The organism is Actinopolyspora sabaoui (assembly GCF_051225635.1).
Taxonomy (GTDB): Bacteria; Actinomycetota; Actinomycetes; order Mycobacteriales; family Pseudonocardiaceae; genus Actinopolyspora.
Map to the genome: position 1 here is coordinate 1 of NZ_JBMIHH010000018.1, position 14,639 is coordinate 14,639.

The 14,639-nt window shown below is 68.5% G+C and carries 13 protein-coding genes; 8 read left to right on the forward strand and 5 right to left on the reverse strand.

Annotation, left to right across the window (positions count from 1 at the left end):
- Positions 1–735: 735 nt before the first annotated feature.
- Both ACOQFL_RS22710 and ACOQFL_RS22715 read right to left on the reverse strand, forming a co-directional pair.
- Positions 736–1,410: a Crp/Fnr family transcriptional regulator gene (locus ACOQFL_RS22710; RefSeq protein WP_092628218.1), complete on the reverse strand. Its 675-nt coding sequence runs from the start codon at positions 1,408–1,410 to the stop codon at positions 736–738.
- A 96-nt stretch (positions 1,411–1,506) separates the two neighbouring features.
- Positions 1,507–1,761 carry a hypothetical protein gene (locus tag ACOQFL_RS22715; protein ID WP_019855884.1) on the reverse strand — a complete coding sequence of 85 codons (255 nt, stop codon included), beginning with the start codon at positions 1,759–1,761 and terminating at the stop codon, positions 1,507–1,509.
- A gap of 200 nt (positions 1,762–1,961) precedes the next feature.
- Between ACOQFL_RS22715 and nth the strand changes: the two genes are divergently transcribed.
- From nth to ACOQFL_RS22735, 4 genes are all read left to right on the forward strand, one after another.
- The gene (gene nth, locus ACOQFL_RS22720) at positions 1,962–2,813 is read left to right on the forward strand and encodes an endonuclease III (RefSeq protein WP_435546241.1); all 852 of its coding nucleotides are present in this window, start codon (positions 1,962–1,964) and stop codon (positions 2,811–2,813) included.
- Positions 2,810–3,463: a TlpA family protein disulfide reductase gene (locus ACOQFL_RS22725; protein ID WP_435546242.1), complete on the forward strand. Its 654-nt coding sequence runs from the start codon at positions 2,810–2,812 to the stop codon at positions 3,461–3,463. The genes nth and ACOQFL_RS22725 overlap by 4 nt, the downstream gene beginning before the upstream one ends.
- Positions 3,460–4,170, forward strand: a complete 711-nt coding sequence (locus ACOQFL_RS22730) for an NUDIX hydrolase (protein WP_435546243.1) — start codon at positions 3,460–3,462, stop codon at positions 4,168–4,170. Before ACOQFL_RS22725 ends, ACOQFL_RS22730 begins: the two co-directional genes overlap by 4 nt.
- 209 nt (positions 4,171–4,379) lie before the next feature.
- Complete coding sequence (locus ACOQFL_RS22735; protein ID WP_435546244.1) at positions 4,380–5,567, forward strand: MarP family serine protease; 1,188 nt, start codon at positions 4,380–4,382, stop codon at positions 5,565–5,567.
- 79 nt (positions 5,568–5,646) lie between these two features.
- Here the strand turns inward: ACOQFL_RS22735 and ACOQFL_RS22740 are convergent, their stop codons facing one another.
- From ACOQFL_RS22740 to acs, 3 genes are all read right to left on the reverse strand, one after another.
- A complete protein-coding gene (locus ACOQFL_RS22740) occupies positions 5,647–6,162 on the reverse strand; it encodes a phage holin family protein (protein ID WP_435546251.1) in 516 nt (171 codons plus the stop codon).
- Positions 6,163–6,585: 423 nt separating this feature from the next.
- Positions 6,586–7,809, reverse strand: coding sequence for a Na+/H+ antiporter NhaA (gene nhaA, locus ACOQFL_RS22745; protein WP_435546245.1), 1,224 nt, complete (start codon positions 7,807–7,809; stop codon positions 6,586–6,588).
- A 609-nt stretch (positions 7,810–8,418) separates the two neighbouring features.
- Positions 8,419–10,401 carry an acetate--CoA ligase gene (acs, locus tag ACOQFL_RS22750; RefSeq protein ID WP_435546246.1) on the reverse strand — a complete coding sequence of 661 codons (1,983 nt, stop codon included), beginning with the start codon at positions 10,399–10,401 and terminating at the stop codon, positions 8,419–8,421.
- A gap of 565 nt (positions 10,402–10,966) precedes the next feature.
- Between acs and ACOQFL_RS22755 the strand changes: the two genes are divergently transcribed.
- The 4 genes from ACOQFL_RS22755 to ACOQFL_RS22770 all read left to right on the forward strand — a co-directional run bounded on the left by ACOQFL_RS22755 (position 10,967) and on the right by ACOQFL_RS22770 (position 14,526).
- Positions 10,967–11,530, forward strand: a complete 564-nt coding sequence (locus tag ACOQFL_RS22755) for a DUF1697 domain-containing protein (RefSeq protein WP_435546247.1) — start codon at positions 10,967–10,969, stop codon at positions 11,528–11,530.
- A 117-nt stretch (positions 11,531–11,647) separates the two neighbouring features.
- A complete protein-coding gene (locus tag ACOQFL_RS22760; RefSeq protein ID WP_435546248.1) occupies positions 11,648–12,406 on the forward strand; it encodes a Fic family protein in 759 nt (252 codons plus the stop codon).
- 43 nt (positions 12,407–12,449) lie between these two features.
- Positions 12,450–13,376, forward strand: coding sequence for a nucleoside hydrolase (locus tag ACOQFL_RS22765; protein WP_435546249.1), 927 nt, complete (start codon positions 12,450–12,452; stop codon positions 13,374–13,376).
- Between the two features lie 88 nt (positions 13,377–13,464).
- Positions 13,465–14,526 carry an NADH:flavin oxidoreductase/NADH oxidase gene (locus ACOQFL_RS22770; protein ID WP_435546250.1) on the forward strand — a complete coding sequence of 354 codons (1,062 nt, stop codon included), beginning with the start codon at positions 13,465–13,467 and terminating at the stop codon, positions 14,524–14,526.
- Positions 14,527–14,639 lie beyond the last annotated feature (113 nt).

Genomic DNA, 14,639 nt, shown 5'->3' on the forward strand with positions numbered 1-14,639 from the left:
TGACCACACCCCTGCTCCTGCCACAACCGCCACACCCGATCGGCATGCCGCTCCACCACCGAGAACACCCGCAACACCTCCACCAACATCATTCCAAAGGTGTTGCACCCACCCCTTGAAACCAAGCCGAAAAAGAACCGAAAAAATCGCGGTCGATACGCAACCCCGGGCGCTTCCGATACGTCTTCATGAGTGAAAGGGCTTGGCAAGGCGGCTCGAATGGCGCAAGCTGAAAGTGTGCAACGTACGAGTGATCGTGAAAACACTCGGCGTAGCCATCGGGGACCGGTCGTCCGAGCCGCGCCGCGGCCGACTCGGCGGCGGGAGAACCGAAAAACAAGCCTTCGATGCGTTGGTTCGGGGCCGACCATCGAGGGATCGGGGAAAAAGCGTGGTTGGTCGGGGGACGGACCACGCGAGGAGAGGGAACCGGAGCGCCGCGTCGGGGGTGGCGCCCGGTTCCTTCTTTTTGTGCGCACCGGCCCTTGAGGCCTGCGCCGAAACCGGGTTCCCGAATGCTGGGAGGGGCGAGAACACTCCGGACACGCGGGGCCGGCCCCGACCGGGGCCGGCCGTCCCACGTGCGCTACCGCTTACGCCGAAGGCGTGCGGACATGCTGAAACGCACCGGCCGCTCCAACCGTGCCCGTCAGGCACGAAGCAGTGGGCGGTCGGTGTGTCACGAACGCCGAAGGTGGCGTCGGTTACGCGAGGTCCCGCTTTCCGCTGACGGAATCAGCGGGCACGGCGCGCCAGTCGCTCGGGGTCGAGGATCAGCACGCTCTTGCCCTCGAGCCGCAGCCACCCGCGATGCGCGAAGTCCGCCAACGCCTTGTTGACGGTTTCCCTGGAAGCTCCGACGTACTGCGCGATCTCCTCCTGGGTCAGATCGTGCGTGACCCGCAGCAGACCGGATTCCTGACTGCCGAAACGTTGCGCGAGCTGCAACAATGCCTTGGCGACCCGGCCGGGTACGTCCGTGAAGATCAGATCCGCGAGCATGCCGTTCGTCCGGCGCAGCCTGCGGGCCACGACCCGGAGCAGCTGTTCGGCGATCTCCGGCCGAGTTCCGATCCACTGCCGCAGCGCACTGCGGTCCATGGTCAGCGCCCGCACGTCGGTCACCGTCGTGGCGGTCGATGTCCGCGGCCCCGGATCGAAGATGGACAGCTCCCCGAACATGTCCGAGGGCCCCATGATCGCGAGCAGGTTCTCCCGGCCGTCCGGGGATTTCCTGCCCAGCTTGACCTTGCCGGATTGGAGGATATAGAGGCGATCCCCCGGCTCCCCCTCGGCGAAAATCACGTGTCCCCGCGAGAACTCCACCGGTTCCAGCGATTGCGTAAGTGCCTCCGCGGCGGCCGGCTCCACACCCTGGAAGATGCCGGCCCGCGACAGGGTCTCGTCCACCTCGTCCCTCCATGTTGAGACGCGGCGGCTGCTCTCGACACCGGCCCCGTCACTCGAAGCGGTACCGGTGTGTGCCGCCTATCACCACCGACCAGTCTACGACCGGTCACGTGAACGGCGGGTTCGTAGTCTGCCGGCGCGTCCCACCCTGCGAAGCTGGAACAGCTCCAGCGCACGTCCAATTCCCTGCCGGAACAGCGCCCGAACCTCGTCGGGCCGGGCGTTCTCCAGCAGCTCCTCCACCTCGTTCTCCTGCACCGCGACATGCCGAAGCCGGGCTTCGACACGCTCCATGAAGAGCGTGAAAAACATGATCACGAGCGGTACGACGATCACGAACCAGGCAGTCATTGTGACCCAATCTTCGCTCATCCGTCGGGGCGATCCGCAACCGGGGTACTTGGCAGCGGCCCACGTCGTGGGAACAGCTGCCGCACACACCCGGCTCCATCCGGCCACACCCGAATCTATCGGGCCCCGGACTCGCCGAACGCTCCCCTCCGCCGACCGGTTGGGAACTCGGCGGGGTTCGGAATCCGTAAGCTAGTGGAGTGTCCGAACCAGTTCCAGATCGCTCAGAGCACGACACCGAACCGAAGCGAAGGCGCAGCGGCGAGACCAGGCTCGGCCTGGTTCGACGGGCACGCAGAATCATGCGTGCGCTCGCCGACGCCTATCCGGACGCGCACTGCGAGCTGAACTTCGAGACGCCGCTGCAGCTGACGGTGGCCACCATCCTGTCGGCGCAGTGCACCGACAAACGCGTCAACGAAGTCACACCCGGGTTGTTCGCCCGCTACCCGACCGCGGCCGACTACGCCGGAGCCGACCGCACCGAGCTGGAGGAGCTGCTCCGCCCCACCGGCTTCTACCGCAACAAGGCCAACTCGCTGCTGGGGTTGGGGGCCGCCCTGCTGGAACGGCACGGCGGCGAGGTGCCCGCCACGTTGCCCGAGCTGGTCAAGCTGCCGGGGATCGGCCGCAAGACCGCGAACGTGATCCTGGGCAACGCCTTCGACGTTCCCGGGCTGACAGTGGACACGCATTTCGGCAGGCTGGTCCGCCGCTGGGGTTGGACCACCGAGGAGGACCCGGTCAAGGTGGAGAGCGCGGTCGGCGAGCTCATCCCGCGGTCGGAGTGGACGATGCTTTCGCACCGGGTGATCTTCCACGGCCGACGGGTGTGCCACTCGCGCAAGCCGGCCTGCGGCGCCTGCCTGCTGGCCAAGGACTGCCCCTCGTACGGCACGGGCCCCACCGATCCGGGGACGGCCGCCGAACTCGTGAGCGGCCCGGAAGCCGAGCGGCTGCTGGAGCTCGCGGGGGTGACCACCGGTCGCACTGCCGAGACCACCACTGCTGAGCGGGTCGGTGAACCGGCCGCGCGGGAGTCCGCGGGATGAGTCCGGAACGCTCGAAACGGTTCCGGTTCGGCAGCGAGCTCAGGTGGACTCTGATCGTGCTGACGGTGGCGACGCTGGCCGTGGTCGCGCTGTGGCCCCGCGACCGGAATCCGCCCCAGCCGGAGAGCCCACCCCCCACCGGCACGAACCGAACCACCGGTGACCTCACGGCGCTACGCGCGGACGTCAAGCTTCCTGGCTGCGAACCCACCGAGGGCGGCGAACCGCCCTCGCGGCTGCGGGGGGCCACTGGCAGCTGCATGGGCGACGGTTCCCGGGCCGACCTGGGCGGGATGACGGCTTCGGGCACCACCCTGATCAACGTCTGGGCGAGCTGGTGCGCACCGTGCCGCGAGGAGCTGCCCGCGCTGCGGGACTACGCCGAGCGGCAGGACGAAGTACGTGTGGTCGGTGTGCAGGTACGCAGCACCCCCGAGAGCGGACTGCGGCTGCTGCGCGAGCTCGACGTGCGACTGCCGATGATCCACGACACGCGGGGAGAGCTCTCCCGCGTCCTGCGGGTACCGAAGCCGCTTCCCGCAAGCTACCTCGTCACTCCCTCGGGAGAAGTCGAGCGAATGCCCGTCGAAGTGTTCGAGTCCGCGGACGAGGTCGCCTCGGCGGTACAGCAGAAACTGGAGGCTCGGTGAACGAGGAACACGGACCGCTGATCGACTCGAACGAGTTACCCGTCTGGCTGCGGCCACTGGTGGAACGCACCGCCGGTGTGGACGCGAAATCCCTGGGATGGCTGCGTCCGCCCGATCGCGAGGACGTCCGCCCCGCCGCGGTGCTGATCCTGTTCGGCGAGGAACCCGGGCGGAACGACGGCCCCGACGTGCTGCTGCTGCGCCGCGCGGAGAACCTGAATTCGCACCCCGGACAGGTGGCCTTTCCCGGGGGTGCCACCGACGACGGGGACGCGGGACCGGTGGAGACCGCACTGCGGGAAGCGATCGAAGAGGTCGGCGTGCTGCCCTCGGGAATCACCCCGGTCGCGACGCTGCCCGAGCTCTACCTGGCGCACAGCGACTTCCGGGTGACCCCGGTGCTGGCCCACTGGCACGACCCGGGGCCGGTCGAAGCGGTGGACCCGGCGGAAACGGCGGCCGTGGCACGCGTGCCGATCTCGATGCTGGCGCGGCCGAGCAACCGGCTCAACGTCCGCATCGGCGGCAGGACCAGCCCGGCTTTCCTCGTGCCCGACATGCTGGTCTGGGGATTTACCGGCGGGCTGCTGGACGGGGTGCTCGACCTCGCGGGCTGGTCACAGGAGTGGAACCGTGGCGACGTGCGGGAGCTGAGCGAAGCCTGGCAGGCTGCTGTCGACATCGACGATCCCGGGTTCGGACAATGATCCCGGTGCCGGTCTGGGAACCTTGGTTCCTCCGCACGCCGAACCGGCGTCCGATTCGGCGTGTCACCGACGGTGGAGAGCACTTCGGATAGCCGTCCCCGTGCCTCCCCGCGCCCGAGACGACCAACGGGGCCGGCCCCACGGACCGGGGACACGAACGGGAGACGAAACCACAGACAGCTTCCGAGGAACGAAAGCCGAGGTGACCGGTGAACTGGGTCGACTTGCTCGTGGTGGCGCTGGCGGTGCTGGCCGCCGCGTCCGGCGCGCGCCACGGCATGGTCACCGCGGCACTGTCGTTCATCGGAGTACTCGCCGGTGCGATCGTCGGGGTGCGCTCGGCACCGCTGCTGCTCGAACAGCTCGACAGCGCGGCTGCCCGAATCGGATTCGGGATCGGCATCGTCGTGCTGCTCGTGGCGTTGGGCGAGACAGCGGGCATGTGGGCGGGCCACCAGCTTCGGGAGCGGATCACCGGGCACCGGAGACTGATCGGTGTCGACAACACGCTGGGTGCCCTGCTGCAGGGCGTGGCGGTGTTCGTAGTTGCCTGGCTGGTGGCGCTGCCACTGACCTCGGCCTCGGCCCTGCCGGGGCTCGCGGGCAGCGTCAGCAGATCGAGCGTGCTGCGCACCGTGGACTCGATGATGCCGGACGCCGCGCGCGCACTGCCGTCCGAACTGCGGGAGATGCTGGGGGTGAGCGGGTTCCCCGAGGCGGTACAACCGTTCTCCCGCACGCCGGTCGCACGCATCGAGGCCCCGGATCCGGCGCTGGCTCGCAGCGAGGTGGTACGGGAAGTACGTCCCAGCGTCGTCAAGATACGTGGCAGGGCCCCGGACTGCGGACGCGCTCTGGAGGGAACCGGCTTCGTGGTGGCCCCGAACAGAGTGGTCACCAACGCCCACGTGGTCGCGGGGACCGACAACGTTTTCGTGGAGATCGGCCGGGGGCGCTTCGCGGCCAACGTGGTGCTCTTCGACGAGGAGGAGGACGTGGCCGTGCTGTCCGTTCCCGACCTGGACGCGGAGCCGATGGAGTTCATCTCACAGCCCGCGGAGTCCGGAACGAACGTGATCGTGCTCGGTTACCCGCTGGACGGCCCCTACACCGCCTCGGCGGGGAGGGTCCGGGAACGGATCGACCTGCGCGGACCGAACATCTACGGCGACGACACGGTGAGCCGCGATGTGTACACCGTGCGCGCCCAGGTGCAGAGCGGCAACTCCGGAGGTCCACTCATCAACCCGGACGGTGAGGTGGTCGGCCTGGTGTTCGGCGCCGCGGTCGACGATCCGAACACCGGATTCGCCCTGACCGCATCCGAGGTGGCCGACGAGGTGGCAGCGGCGCCCACCCTGTCCTCGGAAGTGACGACGGGTGTGTGCACCGAGTGATCCGAAGGCCGCCCGGGGCCGAGGGGACGCTCGCCCCACGTGTCGCCACCGGGCGGACACGGGCCACGCGCGGCGGACATCACTCGGAAGGCCGGGGCTGCTCGGCGGAGTCCTGCGAGTGCCGGTGGCGCAGCTGCGCGGTCTCGCGCAACGAGTCCATGGTCCGCTTGGGGGCCGATATCTTGCGCACCCGCCGGTAGCCGAACAGGGCCAGCACGATGGCGACCAGCAGCATCACCAGGAACACGATGCCGAAGGAGGCCCAGCGCCACAGTCCGAGCGCGTGGAGTCCCTCGGCGAGGGTGAAGAACAGGAAAAAGCTGCTGAAGGCCAACACCGTCAGCGCCAGCACGAAATAGACACTGCCCTTGAGGGCCTTGCGGGCCTCGTTCGAGATCTCGGCCTTGGCCAGCTCCAGCTCGCCACGCACCAACGAGGACAAATGCGTGGCGACGTCCCTTCCCAGGGCCCCGATGGACTGCTCGCCTCCGGAACCGGTGCCCTCTTCGGACAGTGGAATCGAGGTCACGGCCGACTCGGCGGTGTTGCCGGCCTCGTCGTGTTGTTTGTTCTGGGAGCTGTTCACGCTAGTTATCGTGCCACGAGCGGCCAACACCCACGCAGTGACGCGCCCCTGCTTGAGTGGGTCACCTCGGTTTACGAGGGCACTCGGCTGGCGGAACCTCGCGCACGGCTCTCGCCGCGTTGTTGGTTCGGTCGCTCTGGCGCGGTGGTCGGTTAGCCGTCACGTGAGTCGGCGCCTTGCTGTGTTGGGCCGGCTCTTGAGTAGCGACCTACGCGGCGAGCGGCCCGGCCTTGCAATGCATCCGACTCACGCACCGGGGACACCCGCGCTGCTTACCCGCACGGTCGCTTCCCGACGTCGACCTCGGGGGCGGCGATTTCGCGGGAAATTGACACCCCCGAGCAGCGGGAGGGCCCCAACTCCGTCAATTTCCCACGAAATCGCCGGGCCACCAGCAGCGCCCCGAGAACCGAACGGGAAGGAAAACCAGGCTCAGGTCGATGCGCTCGTGCTGTGCTGCTTGCGGAAGACCAGCATCAGCGTGGCCACGAGCGAGGCGACCGCGGAGGCGATCAGCACGGCGGCCTTGGCCCGGTCGGCCGCGGCGCCGGCCAGCGAGAGATCGGCGATCAACAGGCTGACGGTGAATCCGACACCACCCAGCATCGCCAGTGCGAACAGGTCACTCCAGGTGACTCCCTGCGGTGGACTGCCGAATCCGAGTTTGATGGCGACGAACGAGGTACCGAAGATCCCGATCAGCTTGCCGACCACCAGACCGACCATGACCGCGATCGCGATCCGGTCCTGGAAGACGCTGCTGAGCGCGTCCAGCCCGACCGGAACACCGGCGGCGAACAGCGCGAACACGGGCACCACCAGGGCGGCCGACCACGGCTGCAGTCGGTGTTCCAACCGCATCGAGGGCGAGGCCTGTTCATAGGGATCGGGACGAACCCTGGTGAGCAGGCCGAGCGCCACGCCGGCGATCGTGGCGTGCACTCCGCTGCTGTGCACCGCGACCCAGGTGCCCACCGCCAGCGGTACGTAGAGCCACGAGGTCCGGATACGGCGGTGCTGGGCGTACCAGTAACCGACGCAGAGCAGCACCGCCACCAGCAGCGCGATCAGATTCATGCCGCTGGTGAACAGCACCGCGATGACGATGATGGCACCCAGGTCGTCCACCACGGCGAGGCTGAGCAGGAAGACGCGAGCGGTGGTGGGCATGGCCGAGGCGGTCAGCGAGAGCACACCGAGTGCGAAAGCGATGTCGGTGGCCACCGGGATGGCCCACGCCTGGGCGGCACCGGGCGCGCCGTATCCGATGGCGACGGCCAGCACCGCGGGCACGATCATGCCGCCGAGCGCGGCGAGCACCGGAAGCGTTGCCTTCTTGCGGTCGGCCAGATCCCCCAGGACCAGCTCGCGCTTGAGCTCCAGTCCGGCGACGAAGAAGAAGATGGCCAGCAGACCGTCCTTGGCCCACTCCCCCACGGTGAGATCCAGGTGCAGGAAGTGCGGACCGATCGTGAAGTCGCGAACCGCCGCGTAAAGGTGCGATACGGGGGAGTTGGCGGCTATCAGCGCGATCACCGTGGCGGCGAGCATGAACATGCCACCGACGGTTTCGTTTCGCAGGTACGAACCGAAGTCGAACCCCCGAGCCTCCGGGGCGCCGGACCGTTGTGATCGGTTGCGCTGCGATTTCGCCACGGAGGTGCTCCTGAGATTGTTACGTCACGTACTCCACAATGACCGTTTTCCGGCTCGCCCCGCGGCTGAGCTTAACACGGGAAAACGCCCGTTCCGCCCCGTCGAGACCGGCATGGCGATGCCGACGGGGCGGTGCAGGGGCCGGGGGTTGCCAACCGAGGGAAAAATTGTTAATCAACGACTGAACCCACTGTGAACTGGAGTTTCGGTGGTTCACTCGGGTGGGCTCCCCCCGGTCACCCGTTCTGGATCAACCGGGTGAACATCCGGGATGTGAGAAAAATCGAGCGGCATTCGGGAGGCCGCCGCTGCCGCGCTCACTTCCCGGTGCGGCAGCGGCAGCGTCGATTTACCGCGAAATCGCCGGGCCGCTACGAGGCGGGGCCGAGCTCCCATCACTTCCGAGGGGCAAGCTCCAACCACTCACCCAGGCCGCACTCCGACCACTTACGCGGTCGGCACCGCCGCGGGTTCTCCGGTGCGGCTCTCGCGAGGAAGGCCCGACGTTGTGTAGGTCGCTACCCGATGTCGGGCCTCCCCGCAGCGAGAGCCGTGCCAGAGGTTCCGCCACGAAACCAGCTACGAAAACCGAGCCGCTGCGACCTTCCCTCAGTCGTCGCTGCCGGAGTTCATCCCGGCACTGATCTGCTCCATCACACTCGAATCGGCGAGTGTGGAGACGTCGCCGACCTGACGGTTCTCCGCCACGTCGCGCAGCAGCCTGCGCATGATCTTGCCGGAGCGGGTCTTGGGCAGCTCGGAAACCACCATGATCTGCCGGGGTTTGGCGATGGGGCCGATCTCGTGCGCCACGTGGTCCCGCAGGGTGGAGATGGCCGTGTCGCCGCCCGCGTCCTCGCCGCTGCCACCGCGCAGGATGACGAACGCCACGATGCCCTGGCCGGTGGTGGCGTCCTCGGCGCCGACCACGGCGGCCTCGGCGACCGTGGGGTGCGATACCAGGGCGGACTCGACCTCGGTGGTGGAGATGCGATGCCCGGAGACGTTCATGACGTCGTCCACCCGGCCCAGCAGCCAGATGTCGCCGTCACTGTCGTACTTGGCGCCGTCACCCGCGAAGTAGTAGCCCTGCTCGGCGAACCGCGCCCAGTAGGTGTCCCTGAAGCGCTGGTCGTCGCCCCAGATGCCGCGCAGCATCCCGGGCCAGGGTTTGTCGAGCACCAGCAGCCCGCCTTCTCCCTTGCCGACCGGCGTGCCGTTCTCGTCGACCACGGTGGCCGAGAGTCCGGGCAGCGGCTGCTGCGCGGAACCGGGTTTGGCCGAGGTCACGCCGGGAAGCGGGGAGATCATGATGCCGCCGGTCTCGGTCTGCCACCAGGTGTCCACGATGGGCGTGCGACCGCTCCCGATGTGCTCGCGGAACCAGGTCCACGCCTCGGGATTGATCGGTTCACCCACGGTTCCCAGCACCCGCAGGGTGGACAGATCGTACTGGGCGGGGATCTCGGCGCCCCACTTCATGAAGGTACGGATCAGGGTCGGAGCCGTGTAGTAGGTGGTCACCCCGTACTTCTGCACGATCTCCCAGTGCCTGCCCTCGTGCGGGCTGTTGGGGGTTCCCTCGTAGATGACCTGGCTGGCGCCGTTGGCCAACGGCCCGTAGACGATGTAGGTGTGCCCGGTGACCCAGCCGATGTCGGCGGTGCACCAGTACACATCGGATTCCGGCTTGAGGTCGAACACCGCGTTGTGGGTGTAGGCGGCCTGCGTCAGGTATCCACCCGAGGTGTGCAGGATGCCCTTGGGTTTGCCGGTGGTGCCCGAGGTGTAGAGGATGAACAGCGGGTGTTCGGAGTCGAACGACTCGGGTGTGTGCGTCGCGCTCTGCTGGTCGACCACGTCGTGCCACCAGAGGTCCCGGTCCTCGTTCCAGTCGACCTCGCTCGCGGTGCGGCGTACGACCAGCACGTGTTCGACGCTGGGGGTGTCGGTGACGGCCTCGTCGACGTTGGCCTTCAACGGCGCGGCCGAACCGCGCCGGAACTGCCCGTCGCAGGTGATGACCACCTTGGCCTCGGCGTCGTTGATCCGGCTGCGCAACGCCTCCGAGGAGAACCCGCCGAAGACGACGCTGTGCAGGGCACCCAGCCGGGCACAGGCGAGCATGGCGAACACCGCTTCGGGCAGCATCGGCAGGTAGATCGCGACGCGGTCCCCGGAGCCGACCCCGAGTTCGCTCAACGCGTTGGCGGTTCTGGAGACCTCGTCGCGCAGCTCGGAGTAGGTGATCCTGCGCGAGTCGCCGGGCTCACCCTCCCAGTAGATCGCCACGCGGTCGCCGTTGCCCGCTTCGACGTGGCGGTCCACGCAGTTGTGGGCCACGTTGAGCCTGCCTCCGGCGAACCACTTCGCGAAGGGCGCGTTCGACCAGTCCAGCACCTGGTCCCACTCGGAGTCCCACTGTAAACGACGGGCCTGCTCCGCCCAGAAACCCAGCCGATCCTCGGCTGCCCGGTCGTAGAGTTCGGCGGTGGCGTTCGCCTGCGCCGCGAAGTCCGCTGCGGGTGGGAACGTCCTGTTCTCCTCGAGCAGGTTGTCCAACGTGTTGCTCTGCCCGTCGGGCTGACTCATCGGTGTCGAACCTCCGTGGCTGCTGCTACAGCTCTGTCTGTAGCCGAACCGTAGTGGGATTCGGCTTACTTCGATAGAGGGAATCGCGCAAAGGTTGAGACCAACTTTTCCGGGGGATCCAGGCTCCCCGGGGACGTTCCTCGAAAGATCGGGGCGGGATCGCTTCCGCAAGTCGATGCTAGGCCCCGCGAATGCGAAACGCACTACCTCATTCGCACGTGAAGGGCATCGATCCTCCGCTGTCGTCCCGATTCTGAACGCTGTGACGGCAGCTGTGAATACCCCGCACGAGTAGCGCACGAGCGCGTGATCCCACTCGGCCGAGCCACGCACGGCGAACCGGAACACCGTGAAACGGACATCACCGAGCGCTACATGATCCCCCGGAACAATTACCCACGATTTGACGAGTCTGCCCGGAAGAGAGCAGGGAGAAAACACTGCTCGTGCACTGTCGTGGCATCCCGGTCGAACTTCCCCGCCCCGGGTTCCGGGGCCCCGAAACCCGGGGCCTCCCGGAACTCGAATCCCCGCCGAACTCGGCCCCGGAAGATACGGTGCGCACGTGAGCACCAACGGAACGGACGCCCGCTACGTCGCGCTGTTGCGCGGTGTGAACGTCGGCGGGCGGACCAGGGTCGACATGGCGGAGCTGCGGGAACTCGCCCGGGAACTGGGCTTCGAGGAAGTACGCAGCCACCTCAACAGCGGCAACCTCGTGTTCAGCCACGAGTCGGACGACGAATCGGCCCTGGGAGACCTGCTGGAAAGCGGCATCGAGCGACGGTTCGGGAGAGACATCTCGTGCCTGGTCCGCGAAGCGGGCTATCTGCGGGAAGTCGTAGCGGGCAATCCCTTCCCCGAGGCCGCTGGGCACGGAAAGCTGCTGCACGCGAGCTTCCTGTCGGATCGGCTTCCGGAGGAGCGCACAACCACGATCGACCCGGCGGGATTCCACCCCGAGCAGTTTTGGCTCGGTGACCGGGTGATCTACATGTACCTCCCGAACGGCATCGGCAGGTCCGCCCTCGCCGACGCCCTGAGCCGTCCGGCCGTGCTGGGGAAGACCGTCGCGACCACCCGGAACTGGAACACGGTGTCGAAGCTGCTCGAACTGGTGGGCTCGTAGCGCGACCGTGCTCGGGTCCCATGTGCCGGGCCGAGGTGCTCGCATCGACGGGTCGCCGGTGAGCAGCGGCCCGGAGGGGTACGGCGTCATCCGAACGGACGGGTAGCGTCTGGACCCGTGAACGCGCAGGAATCGCTACGTCCACTGGTGGAACTCCCGGGGGTGTCGGAGGCGGTCGACACGGCGAGGGCCGCGATCGACGAGGTCCACGAACACCCGACGAACCGTCGGGGCTGGGCGACCACGGCGGCGGAGGCCTCGGTACGTGCGGCACGTGCTTCCGCGGCGGTGGCCGGTGGAGCCACCGAGATCCCGGAAGGCGGCGAGGTCACCGCTCCGCTGCTGGCGGGCTCATTGCGGGTGGCGGAAGCCCTCGGGCCGCTGCTGCCGACCTGGCAACGCGCCCCGCTGCAGGCGCTGGCCCGGCTGCACGTGCTGGCCGCGGCCGATCTCGTGGGGGAGGACGAGCAGGAACGCCTCGGGCGTCCGCGCGCCGACCCCGAGGTGTCGACCCGACTCGACCTGCTGGCCAGGATGGTCACCGAGCTCGGTGGGCAGGCACAGGGCACGATCCCCGGTCCGGTACAGGCCGCCGTGGTGCACGGGGAACTGCTGGCACTGGCCCCCTTCGGTGAGGTCGACGGGGTGATCGCGCGAGCCGCGGCACGCCTGACCGTGATCGGCAGCGGCCTGGACCCGAAGGGGCTCGTCGTGCCGGAAGTGTCCTATTTCCGCAGGCAGCAGGAGTACGCTTCGGCCGCGGCTGGATTCGCCTCGGGCGAGAGCGAGGGTGTGGCCGCCTGGATCGTGTACTGCTGCCGCTCGTTGGAGGCAGGCTCCAAGGAGGCGAAGTCGATCGCCGACTCCGTCGGGTGAGCCGCGGTGACGAAGTCGTACCAGGAGACGAAGGGTTGAGAGGTTGAAACGGATCCTGCTGGACTGCGATCCCGGCATCGACGACGCGCTGGCGATAGCGCTGGCACACGGTTCGCCCGAGCTGGAGGTCGTGGGGATAACCACGGTGGCGGGCAACGTGGGGCTGGAGCACACCACGCCGAACGCGCTGAGCCTGACCGAGTTCTACGGCATGGACGTACCGGTGGCTCGCGGCGCCGACCGCCCACTGCTACGCGCACCGGACACGGCCTCCACCGTGCACGGTGCCACCGGGCTGGGCGAGGTGGTGCTGCCCACCGCGAAGGCCGAGCTGGATGCGCGGCACGCGGTGGACTTCATCATCGACACGGTCGCGGCCTCCCCCGGCGAGATCAGCCTGGTGGCCGTGGGGCCGCTGACCAACGTCGCGCTGGCGCTGCGCAAGGAACCCCGACTGGCCGAATGGGTTCGCGAGTTCGTCGTGATGGGCGGTTCCTACACGCGGGGCAACCTCACCCCGGCGGCGGAGTTCAACATCGGGGCCGACCCGGAGGCGGCGAGCGTGGTCTTCGACGCGCCGTGGGAACCCGTGATGTTCGGGCTCGACCTGACCCATCAGGCGAGGGCGACGTCCGAGGTCAGGCAGCGCTTCGTCGGGCTGGGGAAGTTGCAGGAGGAACTGCTCTCCCCGTGTCTGGACTTCTACGGCAGCAATCGGCAGTACCGGGACGAGGGACCGGCCATCCACGACGCGTGCGCGGTGGCGCACGTGATCGCGCCGGAACTGTTCACCACGGTGCGTGCCCGGGTGGACGTGGAGACCTCCGGTCGGTTCACCTCGGGAATGACGGTCACCGACTTCGCTCCGGAGGCCGAGCACAACGCGCTGGTGGCCACCGCGCTCGATCAGCGCGCCTTCTGGGACCTGCTCACCGAGGCCTTCGGACGCGTGGCGAGCTCGATGCCGTGAGCTCGGAATGCCCCGGGCCCGGCGCGGTGCGGAAGTGACGAGGGCGACGTAGCGGAATACTCCGTTCCGCCATGGTGTCCCAACAGTCGTGAGCATGCTGTTCGAACCCATCAAGTTCCGCGACATCGACATCAGGAACCGCGCCTGGGTCGCCCCCATGTGCCAGTACTCGGCCACCGACGGCGTTCCGGAGGACTGGCACCTGGTCCATCTGGGACAGTTCGCCACCGGAGGCGCCGGGCTGGTGCTGAGCGAGGCCACGGCCGTGGTCCCGGAAGGCAGGATCAGCCCCGCCGACACCGGGCTGTACAACGACGAGCAGGTCATCGCGTGGCGCGGGATCACCGGCTTCCTGCGTGCACAGGGCGCCACGCCGGGCGTGCAGCTGGCCCACGCGGGCCGCAAGGCCTCGGCGAACGCTCCCTGGGACGGCGACGACGCCGTCCCCGAGGAGGACGGTGGCTGGCCCACGGTGAGTTCCACCGACCGGGCGTTCGGGGAGCTGGCCGCGCCGCGCGCGCTGCACACCGAGGAGGTCGCGGCGTTGCCCGCCGACTTCGCCGCCGCGGCCCGCCGGGCCGACGAGGCGGGTTTCGAAGTGGTCGAGCTGCACTTCGCGCACGGCTACCTGGTGCACCAGTTCTGCTCCCCGCTGACCAACGACCGCACCGACGAGTACGGCGGCGACTTCGAGGGCAGGACGCGGCTCGCGCTGGAGATCGCCGAGGCGGTACGGGCGGTGTGGCCCGCGGGCAAACCGCTGTTCGTGCGGCTCTCGGCCACCGACTGGGTCGAGGGCGGCTGGACCGGCGACGACTCGGTGCGGCTGGCCGAGCTGCTGGCCGAGCGCGGCGTGGATCTGATCGACGCCTCCACGGGAGGAATCGAGCCCGGGGTGTCCATCCCGGTCGGCCCCGGCTTCCAGGTGCCGTACGCGCGCCGGATACGGCAGGAAGCGGGGATCTCCACCGGGGCCGTGGGGATGATCACCGCGCCGGAGCAGGCCGAGGAGATCGTGGCCTCCGGCTCGGCCGACGCGGTGCTGCTGGCGCGCGAACTGCTGCGCGACCCGCACTGGCCGCTGCACGCGGCCGACAGGCTGCGCGCCGACTCGCCCTGGCCGAAGCAGTACGAGCGGGCGGCGCGCTAACGGTTACTCCTCCGACCGGACACCGGCGCGATGCCGAACGCCGCCGTGTACATTTCGCGCGAAATGTACACGGCGGCGCCGTGAGACCGGGCGGTGGGGGGGGGGGGGGGGGG

Bases quoted from the DNA above. Each gene is read 5' to 3' on its own strand.
- ACOQFL_RS22725 (WP_435546242.1), top strand. From the start codon at position 2,810: ATGAGTCCGGAACGCTCGAAACGGTTCCGGTTCGGCAGCGAGCTCAGG.
- acs (WP_435546246.1), bottom strand. From the start codon at position 10,401: ATGAGTCAGCCCGACGGGCAGAGCAACACGTTGGACAACCTGCTCGAG.
- ACOQFL_RS22715 (WP_019855884.1), bottom strand. From the start codon at position 1,761: ATGACTGCCTGGTTCGTGATCGTCGTACCGCTCGTGATCATGTTTTTC.